This window comes from Butyricimonas synergistica DSM 23225, from assembly GCF_000379665.1.
In the GTDB taxonomy this organism is placed as follows: domain Bacteria; phylum Bacteroidota; class Bacteroidia; order Bacteroidales; family Marinifilaceae; genus Butyricimonas; species Butyricimonas synergistica.
The window spans coordinates 1,385,765-1,401,910 of record NZ_KB903359.1 but is presented as its reverse complement, the minus strand read 5'-3'; the positions used below and the strand labels follow the sequence as shown (position 1 = coordinate 1,401,910).

Sequence of the window (16,146 nt, the reverse complement as noted above, 5' to 3'; positions counted from 1 at the left end):
AGTTAAAGTTGGGGATATATATTCCGGAGAGCCTGTAAAATATATACGTGTAGGAGTATGTAATTTTCATAATTGAGATAGAACTTTACAACCTTGTCGAACTGTTTAAATTTTGAAGGTCACGAGATTTCCCTGATAAAAAGTGAGTCAAAAGTGTAAAATACTCTTGACTCACTCGTGTTTTTTTTAACTTTTCCGGTTTATTTTGTCGGGATCGCTGCAAGCGTAGCTTTCAGGAATTCCCAGAATTTGCCGACAGATTCGATGTTTACTTTCTCGTCCGGGGAGTGCGGGGAACTGATGGTCGGTCCGAAAGAAACCATGTCCCATTTCGGGTAAGTCGAACCGAGGATACCGCATTCCAGTCCTGCGTGGATAGCCATGATAGCGGGCTTTTTACCGTAGAGTTTCTGGTAAACTTCTTCCATCTCTTTGCGGATAGCCGAATCCGGATTGGGTTTCCAGCCCGGGTATTCGCCCACGAAGTTAATCTTGGAAGCACCTGCCAATTCAAATACGGCATCAACCACTTGTGCAAGGGCTGTTTTGGCTGTTTCAACAGACGAACGCATAAGCATATATATTTCAACCTTACCGTCACCGCCTTTTACGATAGCGAGATTGTTGGAAGTTTCTACCGTGTCCGGCATAGAGTCGATCATACGCATAGCACCGTTGGGGCAAGCTTTGATGGCGTTAATCACGTTGTGTTGCACGTTCTCCGGCATCACGTTTTTCGGCATAGCAGTTTCTTCCGCGAAAAGGGTGAGGTTCGGTTCTTTAGCACTCAATTCGGCTTTGAAGATTCCCTCGTATTCTTTTACTTTAGCCAAGAACTTGTCCACGTTAGCAGCCGGAACGGTAACGATACCGAAAGCCTCACGCGGGATAGCGTTTCTCATGTTTCCTCCTGACACGGATGCAAGGCGAAGTCCTAGTTCTTTGCTAACAGCTTTCAAGAAGCGGAAGAATAATTTGTTGGCATTTCCTCTGCCCAAGTTGATGTCCATCCCGGAGTGTCCGCCTTTCAATCCTTTCAAGTTGATTTGGTATGCTTTGCTTCCGGCTGGCACGGCTTCCGGCGTGTACGTGAATTCAATTTCTCCGTCGATACCTCCAGCACAACCTACATATAATTCACCTTCGGTTTCAGAATCGAGGTTCAGCAGAATATCGCCTTTTACCCAGTTTGCACGAATGCCGTTGGCTCCGTCCATTCCGGTTTCCTCGGTAGCGGTGATCAATACTTCGATTGGTCCGTGAGGAATGTCTTTAGACAAGAGGATACCCATTCCGGCAGCAACACCGATACCGTTATCCGCGCCCAGGGTAGTCCCGTCCGCGGTTACCCATTCCCCGTCAATATACGCTTCGATCGGATCTTTGGTGAAATCGTGTTGTTTGTCCTCGTTTTTCTGGGGTACCATATCCAAGTGACCTTGAAGGATTACCCCTTTGCGGTTTTCCATGCCTGGAGTAGCGGGTTTGCTTAATAATATGTTGTGCGCTTCGTCCATTTCAGCGTGAATGCCGTTCTCTTTTGCCCAATTCATCACGGCTTCTCTCGCTTTTTCCTCGTGGTTAGAAGGACGCGGAACTTGAGTCAGTTTATAAAAGTTTTCCCAGATGGCCTTGGGCTCTAACGTACAGATACATTTACTCATAACGTTTTGTTTTTTAGTTTTATGGTTTAAGATTTCAACTCCCCTCTCGTGAAGACCGGAAGTTGGAAATCCGAATTATTTCTATCGAGGGCAAGTTATAAAAAAAATATATAAGTTGCGATTTTAAATGCAACTTATATATTTTTTTGTTTCGAGGTAACTTGAATCGATGCTTGAAATTACTTATTTCAAGTGTTGATTCAAATAATCCACGAACTTCGTGTACAGGTGCAGTCGGGTTGCGCCACCGTAAATGCTGTGATTTCGGTTCGTGTAGATCTGCATATCGAATTGTTTGTTCGCCTGCACGAGGGCTTCCGCCAGCTCGTAAGTGTTCTGCACATGCACGTTGTCGTCGGCAGTCCCGTGGCATAACAACAAGTTGCCTTTCAAATTCTTTACCCAGTTGATGGGGGAATTGTCGTTATAACCGGACGGGTTGTCCTGCGGGCGGCGCATGAAGCGTTCCGTGTAGATTGAATCATAGAAACCCCAGTGTGTCACGGGAGCCACCGCGATGGCGGTTGAGAACACGTCGTTTCCTTTCATCAGGCATAGGGACGACATGAATCCACCGAAACTCCAGCCCCAGATACCGACTTTTTGGGAGTCGATGTATGATTGGTCGGCAAGCCATTTGGCGGCCGCGATCATGTCGTCGCTCTCGATTTTCCCGAGTTGCATATACGTGCACTTGCGGAATTCCTCTCCGCGGGCAGCAGTCCCCCGGGGATCGATACAAGCCACGATATATCCTTCCTGCGCCAGGTATTGAGCCCAATCCATGCTCCATGAATTTTGTACTTGTTGTGAATTAGGACCGCTATATTGGGTAATTAATAAAGGATAGGCTTTCGTGGCGTCAAAATTGACCGGCTTCATGATCCACGCGTTCAACATGGTCTTGCCGTCGGCTGCTGGAATTTGAATATATTCTCTTTTTGCCACAGCATACTTTCCGAGCATTTCTTTCAAGGCTGCATTATCTTCCAGCGTGCGAACGGCTTTCCCGGTTGCGTTGTACAGGGTATACAGGGGAGGCATATCCGCGTTGGAAACTGTGTTCACGAAATATTTGAACGATTTGCTGAATTCAGCTTCGTTCCATCCTTTGGTGGGGGTTAATTTCTTTTTCTTGCCTTTCAAGTCGATGGAATAAACGTACTTTTCAAGAGGAGATTCCTCGTGAGAGGAGTAATAATATAATTTCTTAACTGGGTCATAACCGTAGAAATCGGCTACATCATAGTTGCCAGAAGTGATCGGTTGTACCTCTTTGCCGCCCATCGTGTAAAGATAAAGGTGTGAATAACCGTTTTTCTCGCTACTCATGATAAAATATTTCCCGTCTTCCGTGAAAACCAAGTTGTCCAGGTTTTCTTCGGCTATATAATATTTATTCTCTTCCCGGTAAAGGACGGTAGTACTCCCCACGCGGGCATTGGCAAGCAGAATTTCCAAACGGTTTTGGAAACGATTCAGTTTCATGATTGCCAATCTCTTGGGATCCTGTGTCCATTTGATTCTGGGAATATAAATATCGGTTTCTTCCCCGATATTCATGGGTGTGGTAACCCGGTCTTTGATGTCATACACGTGAACGCTCACGACTGAATTCTTTTCCCCGGCTTTCGGATACTTGTAGGAATAGTTGGAGGGGTAAGTGGCGTTTTCTTTTAACGCGGGATATTGCCCTTGGAACATATTCATATGGTATATTTTCACGTCCGATTCGTTGAATTTAATGAATGCCAAAGCCGAACCATCGGGAGCCCACTCGAAGGCTTTGTTGAAGCCGAATTCCTCTTCGTACACCCAGTCGGGAGCCCCGTTGATGATCTCGTTGAACTTCCCGTCGAACGTGATTTGAATCTCGGAACCGAAACGCAAGTCGGAAATGAAAATATTATTATCCCGCACGAACGCTATTTTTGTCCCCACGGGCGAGAAGGTTGCCAAGCGCTGGCTGCCTCCCTCCGAAAGCGGCTTCAATTCTTTGTTCTTGAAATCGAAAACGTAATAATCTGCCGTGAAAGAACGACGATAAATCGGGCGGATATTCGTGTAAATCAAAATATGGCTTTCATCCGGGCTGAACTCGTAATTTTGAATCATCTTCACGTTACTGTACTTCGGGTCGTTCAAGTCCAGTATGGTACTGACGGCTTTTCCCGTTTTATAACTGTACATGACAAGTTTTTTTCCCCGCTCTTCCAACACGGTATAATGTTCCCCGTCATTCAGCGAGCGGAGTCCCATGATGCCATTTGTCCTGAAAGTATAGTTCAGGCAAAAATCATTTAGAGTAAACTTTTTGCCCTGGTTTTGTGCACTTCCGGGGAGGGCGAACCCCACGATAAACATACATACGATAAGTTTGAAAAACATCCTCATGGCGATTATTTTTAATTTTAACCCCACAAAGATATAAAAAATGGGGAAGATAGAGAACGTATCTCCCCCTGAAAATACGGCAGTCTTTATTTTTCAGGCGGTTTGATTCGGGTCGACCTACCTTCAATTCGGGGTAATCCCAAGGTAATCCTGCCTCTACTTACATGTGAGTAAGTTTCAACGTACTTGCAGCATCGCTGGTCAATGGTGTTGCAAGTGCCTTGTAACTATCTTGTAACTGTTGAGAGGTAGTTTCTCCTTGGGATTACCATGGGATAACTGTCGGTTTGTGCTCTATGAACAAAGCGGGATCATGGTCAAAAGCACGCGCCCGTTTTGGGAGATTGTATGAGATGATACGTTTGAACCGGAAAAGTTAGTGTTGCAACTCTCGTTTAGTTGTGCTATCTTTGCAGGCTCAAAATCATGATTAGATGAAATATACCCTTTTAGCAACAGACAAGAATAGCGATGCACGGTGCGGTGTGTTGACCACGGATCATGGGAATATCGAAACTCCGATTTTTATGCCCGTGGGCACGGTGGGAACCGTGAAAGCGGTGCACGCGAGGGAATTGAAGGAAGATATTAAAGCCCAGATCATCTTGGGAAACACCTATCACTTGTATTTGCGTCCCGGCACGGGTATCTTGGAAGCCGCGGGAGGGTTACATAAGTTCAATTCGTGGGATCGTCCTATTCTTACGGATAGCGGTGGATTCCAGGTTTTTTCGTTAGGAGATTGTCGCAAGATCACGGAAGAGGGGGTAGTGTTTCGTTCTCACATAGACGGATCAAAACATCTGTTTACCCCAGAAAATGTGATGGATATACAACGGAAAATCGGGGCGGACATCGTGATGGCATTTGATGAATGTCCCCCGGGACAAAGCGATTACGGGTACGCGAAGAAATCGCTGGAACTTACTCAACGTTGGTTGGAAAGATGCGTGAAGCAATTTGACGCCACGGAACCGCTATACGGTTATCATCAATCGCTTTTTCCCATCGTGCAGGGATGCGTGTATAAAGATTTGCGGGAACGGGCGGCAGAGCACGCCGTGGCCTTGAATCGTGAAGGGTACGCTATCGGGGGACTGGCTGTCGGCGAGGAAGCGGAAACAATGTACGAGATGATTCAAGTGGTCAATTGGATTTTACCACAAGATAAGCCTCGTTACCTGATGGGGGTCGGAACCCCGGAGAATATACTGGAAGCGATTTCCTTGGGCGTCGATATGTTCGATTGCGTGATGCCGACCCGCAACGGGAGAAACGGGATGTTGTTCACGACAGAGGGCGTAATCAATATAAAGAATAAGAAATGGGAGTGTGATTTTAGCACTATCGATCCCGCTGGATTGAGCTTCGCGGATACCGATTACTCGAAAGCTTATTTACGACATTTAATAAAAGCGGATGAAATTTTAGGCTTGCAAATTTGCTCGATCCATAATTTGTCGTTTTATTTGTGGTTAGTGCGGGAAGCACGCCAACATATATTGGCAGGGGATTTTGCGGAGTGGAAAACAAGGACAATTAAAAAAGTTACAAGAAGATTATAGTGCCGCGAGGTACCTGGTAAAAATGAAAAAAATAGACCTCTATATTATCCGGAAATTCTTGGGTACCTTCTTTTTTTCGATGGTACTGATTCTGAGTATTGTGATCGTTTTCGACCTTTCGGAACGCTTGGAGAAATTCCTCGAGAAGCAAGCCCCGGTGCAGGCGATTATTTTCGATTATTACGTGAATTTCGTGCCGTATTTCGCTAATATGTTTTCTGCCTTGTTCACGTTTATCTCCGTGATTTTCTTTACTTCCAAGATGGCTTATAATAGCGAAATTATTGCAATCCTGAGTACCGGAATCAGTTTCCGGCGTATGGTGCGCCCGTACATGATTGCTGCTGGGGTCATTGCTTGTTTGTCTCTTTTGTTGAGCGCGTTTATTATTCCGAACGCGAATAAGAAGCGAATAGATTTTTCTGAAAAATATATATGGAAAGCGTATAATTTCAAGGAGAATAATGTTCACCAACAGGTGGCTCCCGGCGAATATATCTACATGAGTGGTTTTAATATTTACCGCAAGCGGGGGGATAATTTTACCTACGAGGTGTTCAAGGATGACACGCTTGTCAGTAAATTGTCAGCCGAGTCGATCACGTGGAACGAGGAAAAAAAGAAATGGACGCTGGATAAGTGGGTCGCTCGTGAATTTGACGGGATAAACGAAACTTATACTGTCGGGAAAGAGAGTATAGATACCGTCTTGAATTTTAAGGTAGAAGAGTTTACCGAAGACCCGAAAAAGATCAAAGAACGTTTGACGTTACCGGAACTGGACGAATATATCGCCCGGCAAAAATTGCGGGGGAGTAGTAACGTGGTGGAATACCAGATCGAGAAGTACAAGATGTTCTCGGGGGCTTTTTCCACTTTTATTCTGACATTAATTGGTGTGAGCATTGCCTCCCGGAAAATACGCGGGGGGATGGGATTCCACTTGGGATTGGGTTTGTTAATCAGTTTTTCATACATTTTATTCATGCAATTTTCGACGGTTTTTGCAACCAATGGAAACATGAATCCGTTATTAGCGGTATGGATACCGAATATTCTGTTCTCTGTGGTGGCGTTTTTTGTTTACAGGGCGGCACCGAAGTAGTTGAAAATTGAAAATGAAAAATTGCAAATGAGCGTCGGCTCGCGTGATGGATATAAATCAAAAATTAAAATTGGTAATTAAAACATGAGTAGGGAAACTAAAAGACCTAGGATTACTAGACCGATAGAGAATCGTGATGAGAATCGTCGGAGCAGTACACAAAATTTCGGAAACCGAGAGGGTGGAGAAAGAGAATTTAAAAGACCCAACCGTTTCAACACGGATCGCTCTGACCGGGAGCAAGGATATGGATTTATCCGTGATTTGAATCAAGAAAGGGCGAGAGAACAATCCGGGGATTCGGACAACGGGAATCGTTATCGTCGGGAGACGGATGGAAACCGGGAAAGAGGAACACGTGAAGGCAATCGTTTCGGAAACCGGGATAATAATAGCCGGGGACCGAGGAGATCGTTTGACCGGGACAATCGCGAAAACCGGGATAATCGAGACAGTCGATACAATCGGGATAACCAGGATAACCGCTACAACCGAGACCGGAATAGTCAGGATAACCGGTATAATCGGGACAATGGTAATCGGGATAACCGCTACAACCATGACCGGTATAATCGAGACAACTGGGATAACAGGGAATATCGCGATAACCGGGATAATAACCGGGATTCTGATCGTGGCGAACGTCGGGAAAGACGTCCCCAGGATGGTAACCGTGATAATCGTTTTCAAGACAGGAATCGTAACGAGTATAGGCGAGATGATCGCCGGGAGAGAGAGAATCGGGAAGATCGAGGCGATCGGCGGGAAAGATTTACCGAACGACCGAGAAGATCATTTGATGGTGACGGGGGAGCGAAAAGCGTGTACAGTAAGAAAAAGCAAATAGAATTCCGCAAGAAAAATGAAGGTCAGGAGACGGAATTGCGTTTGAATCGTTTTATTGCCAAGGGTGGTATCTGTTCCAGGCGTGATGCCGACGTGTTGATCACTTCCGGACGGGTGAAAGTGAATGGTGAAGTTGTGCAACAAGTGGGAGTAAAAGTAAAACGAACGGATACGGTCGAGGTGGACGAGCAGGTGATCGTGCCGGAACGTAAAGTATATATCGTGCTGAATAAACCGAAAGATTACGTGACCACGGTGGAAGATCCGCTGGAGCGAAAAACCGTGATGTCCTTGATAGATGGGGCTTGCAAAGAGCGGGTTTACCCGGTCGGACGTTTGGATCGCCAGACCACGGGTGTATTGCTTTTCACGAATGATGGAGATTTAGCTAAAAAATTGACGCACCCGAAGTACAACCAAAAAAAGATTTATCATGTATTCTTGGATAAGGTGGTAAAATCCGGTGATTTGGAGGCGATACGGAAAGGTATCGATCTGGAAGACGGGTTCGTGCAGGCTGACGATGTTCAAGTTGCAGCGGATGACCGGACTCAAGTCGGAATCGAGATCCATTCGGGGAGAAACCGCATCGTTCGTAGGATATTCGAGCACTTGGGATACCAGATTCTTCGCTTGGATCGGGTCTTCTTTGCTGGGATTACAAAGAAAAATCTGCCTAGAGGACGTTGGCGTTTTTTAACCCAGGACGAGATAAATGTATTAAAAGCGTACTGAAAAAATTTTTATTTTTAATATATAACTATTACCTTTGCGGGTGTCCACCTTTAAGGAGAGGTTATCCGCGAAGGTTTTTAATTATATTAAATAATGATATGGTTGCATTTATCACCAATGGTCTGTACCGAATGAGAACATTACATTCATTTTCATACACGCCTAGATGGATTGTATTCTTGATAGACGTGGTGTTTTGCGTAATGGCTGTAAGTGTCGCTTACCTGATTTGGGTCAACTTCCAGATTGACCGGATGAGGTTAGATTTCGTTTTAAGCGGGGCTCTCGTTATCGTGGGAGTTCGTGTTATCAGTTTCGTGTTGGGGCGTACTTATTCCGGCATAGTGCGTTTCACGGGAACGGAAGATGCTTTACGCATCTATTACGTCTTGACGGCAGGGGAGGTAGCTCTTTTCCTGGGAGACGGTATTTATTTTTTGTTGTTCGGGGAAACTTATATTCCCTTGTCTGTACTTCTTACCGAGTACGTGGGTTTGACGAGCGTGATGATCATGAGCCGCATGATCGTGAAGAAAGTCTTCTCCCAGTATATCGGGGCTGAACGCACGAAAAAGAACGTTATTATTTGTGGTAGCGACGAGTACGGGATTATGGCAAAGCATGCCATGGATAACGTCGAAGACGCCACGTATAATATATTGGCTTTTATCGACGTGAACAACCGTAAAGCGGGAAAAGTCCTCGAAGGAGTCAAGATTTATAAAATGTCGGCGTTACCGGGATTATTGAAGCGTTACCGGGTAGATAAAGTGGTGATCGCCAAGAAACAGATCTCTGCTGATAAAAAGCGTGAGATCGTTGAAATCTGCTTGACAGCTAATGTTATTGTGCTCGAAGTTCCTCGTTTCGAGAGTTGGATTAACGGGGAATTAAGCATGCGGCACATTAAAAATATAAAGATCGAGGATTTACTCGAGCGTGACGTGATCCACATGGACGAGATGAACCTGCGCAAACAATTGTTGAATAAAGTCGTGTTAGTGACGGGTGCTGCCGGTTCTATCGGTAGCGAGATTGTACGCCAGTTGACACACTTTAATCCCGCGATGATCGTGTTGTTCGATCAGGCTGAGTCTGCGCTTTACGATATAGAGTTGGAACTGAAGGAGGAATGCGGTTTCACGGATTACAAGATCGAGATTGGCGATGTGCGCGACCAGGGGCGGGTAGAAGGAATATTCCGGGCGTACAAACCTAATATTGTTTACCATGCTGCGGCTTACAAGCACGTGCCGATGATGGAAAAGCATCCGATAGAAGGAGTGAAAACCAATATCCTGGGTACGAAGAATGTAGCCGATTATGCGGTCAAGTACGACTGCCAGCGTTTCGTGATGGTTTCTACCGACAAGGCGGTAAACCCGACCAACGTCATGGGAGCCAGCAAGCGTATTGCCGAAATCTATACACAATCATTGAATCGAATAGCGAATACTCGTTTCATCACGACACGGTTTGGAAACGTTTTAGGTTCCAATGGTTCCGTTATTCCCCGTTTCAAGAAGCAAATCGAGGCGGGAGGTCCGGTCACGGTAACGCATCCCGAGATTACCCGATTCTTCATGACGATCCCGGAAGCTTGCCAATTGGTATTGCAAGCCGGAGCATTGGGCAACGGGGGCGAGATTTTCGTGTTCGATATGGGTAAGAGTGTCAAGATCGTGGATTTGGCTCGTAAGATGATTAAGCTTTCCGGTTACGAGATCGGGAAGGATATTCATATCGTGTTTACCGGCTTGCGCCCGGGAGAAAAGTTGTACGAGGAAGTGCTCAACGTGAAGGAAACAACTTTACCCACCGTGCACGAGCGGATAAAGATTGCTAAAGTGCGTGAATATAATTATAGTGAAGTGGTCGATTCTATCAAAGCACTTGATGTAGCTTTGCAGACAAGAGATAACTTTGCCGTGGTAAAACAGATGAAATGTATCGTTCCTGAATTCAAATCCAAAAACTCCACTTACGAGTCCATTGATTTCCAAATGGAAGAAGAGGGGGGTGAACATCATATGCAAGAGGTGTTGGAGAAGATTCAGGTAACTGAAAATTTAGAAGTGAGAGAATAATGGAGCAGACGAATTGGTATGCCATATATACCGCCTTTCGGGCGGAAAAACGTGTGAAGGAACGACTTGACCAAGCCGGAATAATGAATTACATCCCCTTGCGTGTCGTGAAGCAGGTGCTTGGAGGGCGGGAAAAACAAGTGGAAGTTCCTCTTTTTAGCGGTTGTATATTCGTTCGGGTTACACGTTCCGAATTTATTCGTGTATTGTCACTTGTTGGCATTTTATCATTTTTGCGAGAGGGTGAAACTCCCATAACGTATTCCGATCAACAGATGGAGTCTTTACGCCTACTGAACGCTCAGGCCAATGAAATCGAAATTATTGAAGATTATATCCCGGAGTATTCTCCCGTGCGTGTTGTTCACGGTGAACTTTCAGGACTTGAAGGTGAATTGATGGATGACCAAGAGATATGTCGGATTTTGGTACGGGTGCCTCGGGTGGGTAACGTGATTGCAGCTGTATCCAAGGATAGTGTGGTTTCTTTATAAATATTCTTTTCCCGATGAAGAACTACCGAAGAACTAGTGTAATAATCTCTCACTGTCGTTTGTGCTCCGTTTGTGCTTTTATGTATCTATATTAAAGATTATAGCAACATAGTAACAACACTGTTCCGACACTGTCAGTAGAGTATGTTTTCCTTGGTACCTCGGTGGGATTACAGTGGGTCTTCAGTAGGTTCAGGTTTTGTTTGGCATTTTATATTCTCGGAATTATTAGTAACTTTGCTATTGGTTCTAAAATTTACCACCGTAAATTTTACGACGGTAAAATCAAGTATATAAAGATAAGGATATGAAATTCTATAATAGAGAAAAAGAGTTAGCATCATTGGAAAAAGTTCGCCGGGTATCTTTTTCTGTACATTCACAAATGACTGTACTTACCGGTCGGCGGCGTATCGGTAAGACGAGTCTTATATTCAAAAGTTGCGAGAATACTCCTACCGTGTATCTGTTTGTCAGTAGAAGTAATGAAACAGATCTTTGTTTACGATTTACTTCTGATATCCGACAGGCTCTTGATATTTATGTTCCGGAACTTACCAACTTTGCAGAAATGTTTCGTTTCTTAATGGATTTGGGAACACGGATGGAGTACAATTTGGTTATAGACGAATTTCAGGAGTTTTATTACATAAATCAAGAAATTTACAGTTTGATGCAGGATACTTGGGATCGGCTGAGGAAGCAGAGCCATGTCAATCTTATCGTGAGCGGTTCGGTTTATACGCTTATGAATGAAATTTTCAGGGATTCCCGAGAGCCGCTGTATGGTCGTGCTGATAGTATAATGAAGTTAGTTCCTTTTACAACTTCCGTATTAAAAGAAATCATGTCGGATCATAAAGCAAACTATACTAAAGATGATTTGTTGGCACTCTATACTTTTACCGGCGGTGTCCCAAAGTATATCGAGCAGTTTATGGATAATGGATGTACTAGTATGGAGGAGATGGTTGATTTCATGTTGCAACCCGATTCCTCCTTTCTGACCGAAGGACAGGCTTTGCTGGTACAGGAGTTCGGGAAAAAATACGGCAATTATTTTTCTATTTTATCAGCAATCTCCAACGGTAAGAATACCTTGTCCGAAATGGAAACGGTTATGGGTGGTATGAGTTTGGGCGGACAATTGAAAAGATTGGAAGAAGACTATGATCTGATAAAGAAGAAACGACCTATACTCTCGAAGGAGGGAACCCAGACTGTTCGTTATGAAGTATCGGATATGTTTCTGCGTTTCTGGTTCCGGTATTTTATCAAGTATCAAAATTATATAGAGATACAGAATTTTGAACGCTTGGCTGATATTATTAAAAAGGATTATCCGACTTTCTCCGGCTTGGCTTTGGAAATGTATTTCCGTCAACAGATGATGGAAAGCAAGGAATTTGCAGATATAGGTTCCTGGTGGCAAGGCAAGAATAATAAAGATCAGGATGAAATAGATATTGTCGGGCTATACGCGGAAGAGAAAAAAGCTTTGGTAGCAGAGGTGAAAAGGCAATCAAAAAACTTCAAGCCGGATTTATTTTCATTTAAAGTAGAGGAATTACGGAAAAAAGTCTTGTTTAAGTATGATATCGAGAGTAGGCTTTTCTCGATGGAAGATATGTAATTAGTCATCCATTAAAGATTATATTTCAACGAGATATGTATTTGGTGAAGTTGCACCTTCTTTGTAAAAGAAGGTTGAAGGCATAATAAAGAATTTAGTGAATGATATGGAGTGTGGTTTCGTGAAAGGATGCGAAAATGATGTGGAGATGACGAGTTGTTCTGGAGCATTGGTTGTCATGGAAACGGAACGATTGCTTGTACGAGAGATGATTCTTGAGGATGTGGATGCCCTTTTTGCTATTATGGGAAAGCTTGAGGTGATGTACGCCTGGGAGCATGGTTTCACTAAGGGGGAAGTGCGTGAATGGATCGGCAGGCAAATTAGTCGCTATCGTGAGGAGGGGTGTGGTTATTACGCTGTCATTCTGAAAGAAAATGGTTTGTTGATCGGGCAAGCCGGTTTGTTGAGAAGTATTATGAACGGGATGAAAGTGGTGGAGGTCGGGTATATTTTCGATAATGTATATTGGCATAACGGGTATGGGACAGAGGCAGCTAATGCTTGTTTAGAATACGCGTTTGGACACTTGGGGTTGAATACCGTGTATTGTAGTATCAGACCGGAAAATAAGGCTTCCATCCGGGTTGCTGAAAGGTTGGGAATGACTTTGCACGGTAGTCACGTGGGCATGTATAGGGGTAAAGAAATGCCGCATTTAATATACGAGAAGAGGTAGAAAACATGGTTAATTTTGTTATTTGTAATCGTGAGATTTGAAATAATCACTGTATATAATAATTTCGGATATTTCTTGTGCTTTCTCCCTTCTTAATAGTTCACGAGGGCTATTGGCTAAAGAATCCGGTAATAATAGACTTCTGCCTACTCCTCTCCAAGAGGATTGGATTCCCATGATATCAAGTAAAGTGGGGAATAGGTCAAATTGAGCCATTGGGTAATTGTTGCTTTTGGTGATTTGTACCGGAGAATTGATGATGTAGAGAGGTATTTTTGGGGTAATATGCTCTAATTCGGGAGGTAGGTTTAAGTTACAGGCGTGAGCTTCGTGATCACTGGTTATAATAATTATGGAGTTTTCGTACAAATGATTTTCCTTTAGGGAGCGAATGTATTTCCCAATTTGTCTGTCTGTATAATGGAGGGTTTTTAGATAGTTTTTTAGTTCGCAAGAATAATTTGACGGGAAATCAAATTCTTCTTTTTCAATTGTTTTATCATAAGGAGAATGCATAGATGAGGTTAAGATTGTAGAGAAAAATGGCTGTTTTGAAGTTAAATCCTTACTTTGTGCAAGTTCAAAAATACTTTCATCATTTAACCATGTATCATTTTCATGGGGATAATCTTTCCTTGAAAATAGAGAGTCTATCCCATAACTTTGACATACTCTATCTTGTCGCCAAAAAGTGTCTCCTGTTGGAATGATCATACGATTTTCTATACTACGTCTTTGTTGCTTTAATAGGGATGGTAATGATATATATTTATTACACAAATGATTAATAACTGTAATCGTATTTTTTATCGGGAGAAGTCCTGTCATGTAAATAAATTGTCCATCGCTGGACACTCCAAGTCCAACTTGAGAGGTTATGTTAGAATTGTAATATGTATTTTCTTTTTTTAGTTGGTTGAGATTAGGAGTAATTTCTTTTCCATTGAAGCTAAGTTCATCTGCAAAAGATAAAAAGGATTCTACAATAATGAAGATGATATTAGGTGTATGTGGGTTGGTTTTCGTGTTTTCTGAAGACCAGAATAAGGGTTCTAATTTATTAAGTTCACCATTAGAGTATGATTGGGTGCTGGTATTACATGTTTCCATTGCAAAATAGTAGAAAATTCCGAATCTAAAAGTTTGCTCCATGGGTATGAATAGATAAGGGAGAATGACTTTTTCTTTAAATGTAACAGATCTTAATTTGTAATATCCTAATAAGGATGATGATAGAAATATTGTGCATCCGATAAAGATTAGACTGGTTTTTAATCGTGTTTTAATGCTTACCAATGGATATTTACGATAGATGATAAATAAGGCAATAAGACTTGTAACGGGAACAATAATATCTTGGAAACGAATACTTGTTAATATATTGCTGCTTATTCCAGAAAGATTGTTGAATTCGAAGTAGAGAGAGGGGGGTAGATAAGCATTAAAATTTCTACTGTACAAGATATTAGCAAGTACGAATAGGTCGATACAAATTAAAAGTGGTATATAAACAAACCTTTTCTTGTTGATTAGTAAAATCGGAAGTAGAAGGATAAGTGTTGTATCGACAAAAGAACTAATAGCGTTTTCAATATGAGAAAAGGTGGTGAGTTCATTTCCAGTGGCGATTATAGCATAATGCATATATATAAGTTTGCAATACACAAGAATGAAAATAATAACAGGATATTTCATCTGCATTCCGATGTGCAGAAAATTATTTTTTAATATCATTTTTTTTGCTATTTCTTAAAACAAACACTACTGTAATTAATAATACAAATATAGGTGTTGTTTAGATATACACAAATTCTAGAATATAATATTTTGAAAATATTACATGGAATTAATTTATTGTGTGATTAGTATGAATTTGTTATTCCAGTAAACTAAAATATCATTAACGTTTGGTCATGTTCTAATGTTGGAAGAATGCTTGGTGTCAAAAATTAAGTAAAAAATTTTGGTATGAGATTTATGTAATTAATTATACGTGTTTATTTTTTGCTTTAACTTTTCAATTAATCTACGAGATAGTTCTGGATGGATTTTACGACATAGTATCGCTCTACTTTCGAGTATTTCGGTATATTCTCGTTCATCAAGAATTAATGGCAATGTTTTGGCTTCTCTTTTGGGATTCCATACAATAAATCTTAGAGCATTGTATTTTTCAATATTTAGCGTTTCTGCTTGGTCGAACAAAATTGTATGAAAAATTAATTCATCAGTATTCCATGTATAACGGAATCTTTGGTAATATTTAGGATTATATTTGAAATAATTGAATACGTATTCAACCACACTTCTATGCCAAGAGAACCAGCTCCAACCGGCATAAATGTCTTCGATTTTACTTCTTTTTATAAGTTTTGATACGATTGCTCCTATGATAATTCTTGCGGCTTTGATTGGTAAAAAATTTGAGGGGATAATATCCCTAAAATCAAAACAGTTTACTCTTTTCGAATATTTTTCATCTCTCCATTGCAATACTAACTCGGGGGCATCGAAAAACATATAGCTACGAGTTGAATTTTCAAATATCTTATCAAATTCATCATTCCTTAAGCAAGGATAATCCATTCCACTTAAAGAATGAAAATAGTCAATATGTACAGAAGCATTATATGCCATTTTCAATAAGGAGAGAGTACATTCTATTTGAGAAAAGCCGCCGTGGGTAACGCTTATTCGTTTTTGCAAAAAGAAAACGTTCGGAATGTCTCTTATTGCTTCTTGAAAAGGTATAATGTTTTTTACTTTTTTGTCTACATTAATGAAAAAGAAATGATTAGGAGAAGCGAGTAATTTTATAATATTGCCAAATTGTTCGGGAAAAGTATGAACTTGTATAATAAAAGCGTGATTCATTTTAGTTTCCTTTAAATAGTGTTGTTGTAATTAATAATGGGCAAATATGCAAAATAAATTATGTATTGGG

Annotated in this window: 11 protein-coding genes; 7 read left to right on the top strand and 4 right to left on the bottom strand. The window is 42.0% G+C overall.

Annotated elements, in window-relative coordinates; genetic code table 11:
- Window positions 1-200: 200 nt before the first annotated feature.
- Complete coding sequence (locus A3CY_RS0106140) at window positions 201-1,664, bottom strand: aminoacyl-histidine dipeptidase (RefSeq protein WP_018337031.1); 1,464 nt, start codon at window positions 1,662-1,664, stop codon at window positions 201-203.
- A 183-nt stretch (window positions 1,665-1,847) separates the two neighbouring features.
- Entirely contained in the window at window positions 1,848-4,058 is a 2,211-nt protein-coding gene (locus A3CY_RS0106135; RefSeq protein WP_148375433.1) for a S9 family peptidase, read from the bottom strand.
- Between the two features lie 434 nt (window positions 4,059-4,492).
- Between A3CY_RS0106135 and tgt the strand changes: the two genes are divergently transcribed.
- The 7 genes from tgt (at window position 4,493) to A3CY_RS0106100 (ending at window position 13,202) form a co-directional block, all read left to right on the top strand.
- Window positions 4,493-5,623, top strand: coding sequence for a tRNA guanosine(34) transglycosylase Tgt (gene tgt, locus A3CY_RS0106130; RefSeq protein ID WP_018337029.1), 1,131 nt, complete (start codon window positions 4,493-4,495; stop codon window positions 5,621-5,623).
- A gap of 22 nt (window positions 5,624-5,645) precedes the next feature.
- The gene (locus A3CY_RS0106125) at window positions 5,646-6,728 is read left to right on the top strand and encodes an LptF/LptG family permease (RefSeq protein ID WP_018337028.1); all 1,083 of its coding nucleotides are present in this window, start codon (window positions 5,646-5,648) and stop codon (window positions 6,726-6,728) included.
- Window positions 6,729-6,812: 84 nt separating this feature from the next.
- On the top strand, window positions 6,813-8,309 hold the full coding sequence (locus tag A3CY_RS0106120) for a pseudouridine synthase (RefSeq protein ID WP_018337027.1): 1,497 nt from the start codon (window positions 6,813-6,815) through the stop codon (window positions 8,307-8,309).
- A gap of 131 nt (window positions 8,310-8,440) precedes the next feature.
- Window positions 8,441-10,396 carry a polysaccharide biosynthesis protein gene (locus A3CY_RS0106115; RefSeq protein ID WP_071595975.1) on the top strand — a complete coding sequence of 652 codons (1,956 nt, stop codon included), beginning with the start codon at window positions 8,441-8,443 and terminating at the stop codon, window positions 10,394-10,396.
- Window positions 10,396-10,890 carry a UpxY family transcription antiterminator gene (locus tag A3CY_RS20360; RefSeq protein ID WP_018337025.1) on the top strand — a complete coding sequence of 165 codons (495 nt, stop codon included), beginning with the start codon at window positions 10,396-10,398 and terminating at the stop codon, window positions 10,888-10,890. The genes A3CY_RS0106115 and A3CY_RS20360 overlap by 1 nt, the downstream gene beginning before the upstream one ends.
- Before the next feature lie 307 nt (window positions 10,891-11,197).
- Complete coding sequence (locus A3CY_RS0106105) at window positions 11,198-12,523, top strand: ATP-binding protein (protein ID WP_018337024.1); 1,326 nt, start codon at window positions 11,198-11,200, stop codon at window positions 12,521-12,523.
- Between the two features lie 106 nt (window positions 12,524-12,629).
- Window positions 12,630-13,202 carry a GNAT family N-acetyltransferase gene (locus A3CY_RS0106100; RefSeq protein WP_155828238.1) on the top strand — a complete coding sequence of 191 codons (573 nt, stop codon included), beginning with the start codon at window positions 12,630-12,632 and terminating at the stop codon, window positions 13,200-13,202.
- Window positions 13,203-13,220: 18 nt separating this feature from the next.
- Here A3CY_RS0106100 and A3CY_RS0106095 read toward each other — a convergent pair whose 3' ends face one another.
- Complete coding sequence (locus A3CY_RS0106095; RefSeq protein WP_018337022.1) at window positions 13,221-14,936, bottom strand: LTA synthase family protein; 1,716 nt, start codon at window positions 14,934-14,936, stop codon at window positions 13,221-13,223.
- A gap of 249 nt (window positions 14,937-15,185) precedes the next feature.
- Window positions 15,186-16,076: a beta-1,6-N-acetylglucosaminyltransferase gene (locus A3CY_RS0106090; protein ID WP_018337021.1), complete on the bottom strand. Its 891-nt coding sequence runs from the start codon at window positions 16,074-16,076 to the stop codon at window positions 15,186-15,188.
- Between the last annotated feature and the right edge of the window lie 70 nt (window positions 16,077-16,146).

Bases quoted from the DNA above. Each gene is read 5' to 3' on its own strand.
- A3CY_RS0106140 (WP_018337031.1), bottom strand. From the start codon at position 1,664: ATGAGTAAATGTATCTGTACGTTAGAGCCCAAGGCCATCTGGGAAAAC.
- A3CY_RS0106135 (WP_148375433.1), bottom strand. From the start codon at position 4,058: ATGAGGATGTTTTTCAAACTTATCGTATGTATGTTTATCGTGGGGTTC.
- tgt (WP_018337029.1), top strand. From the start codon at position 4,493: ATGAAATATACCCTTTTAGCAACAGACAAGAATAGCGATGCACGGTGC.
- A3CY_RS0106125 (WP_018337028.1), top strand. From the start codon at position 5,646: ATGAAAAAAATAGACCTCTATATTATCCGGAAATTCTTGGGTACCTTC.
- A3CY_RS0106120 (WP_018337027.1), top strand. From the start codon at position 6,813: ATGAGTAGGGAAACTAAAAGACCTAGGATTACTAGACCGATAGAGAAT.
- A3CY_RS0106115 (WP_071595975.1), top strand. From the start codon at position 8,441: ATGAGAACATTACATTCATTTTCATACACGCCTAGATGGATTGTATTC.
- A3CY_RS20360 (WP_018337025.1), top strand. From the start codon at position 10,396: ATGGAGCAGACGAATTGGTATGCCATATATACCGCCTTTCGGGCGGAA.
- A3CY_RS0106105 (WP_018337024.1), top strand. From the start codon at position 11,198: ATGAAATTCTATAATAGAGAAAAAGAGTTAGCATCATTGGAAAAAGTT.
- A3CY_RS0106100 (WP_155828238.1), top strand. From the start codon at position 12,630: ATGGAGTGTGGTTTCGTGAAAGGATGCGAAAATGATGTGGAGATGACG.
- A3CY_RS0106095 (WP_018337022.1), bottom strand. From the start codon at position 14,936: ATGATATTAAAAAATAATTTTCTGCACATCGGAATGCAGATGAAATAT.
- A3CY_RS0106090 (WP_018337021.1), bottom strand. From the start codon at position 16,076: ATGAATCACGCTTTTATTATACAAGTTCATACTTTTCCCGAACAATTT.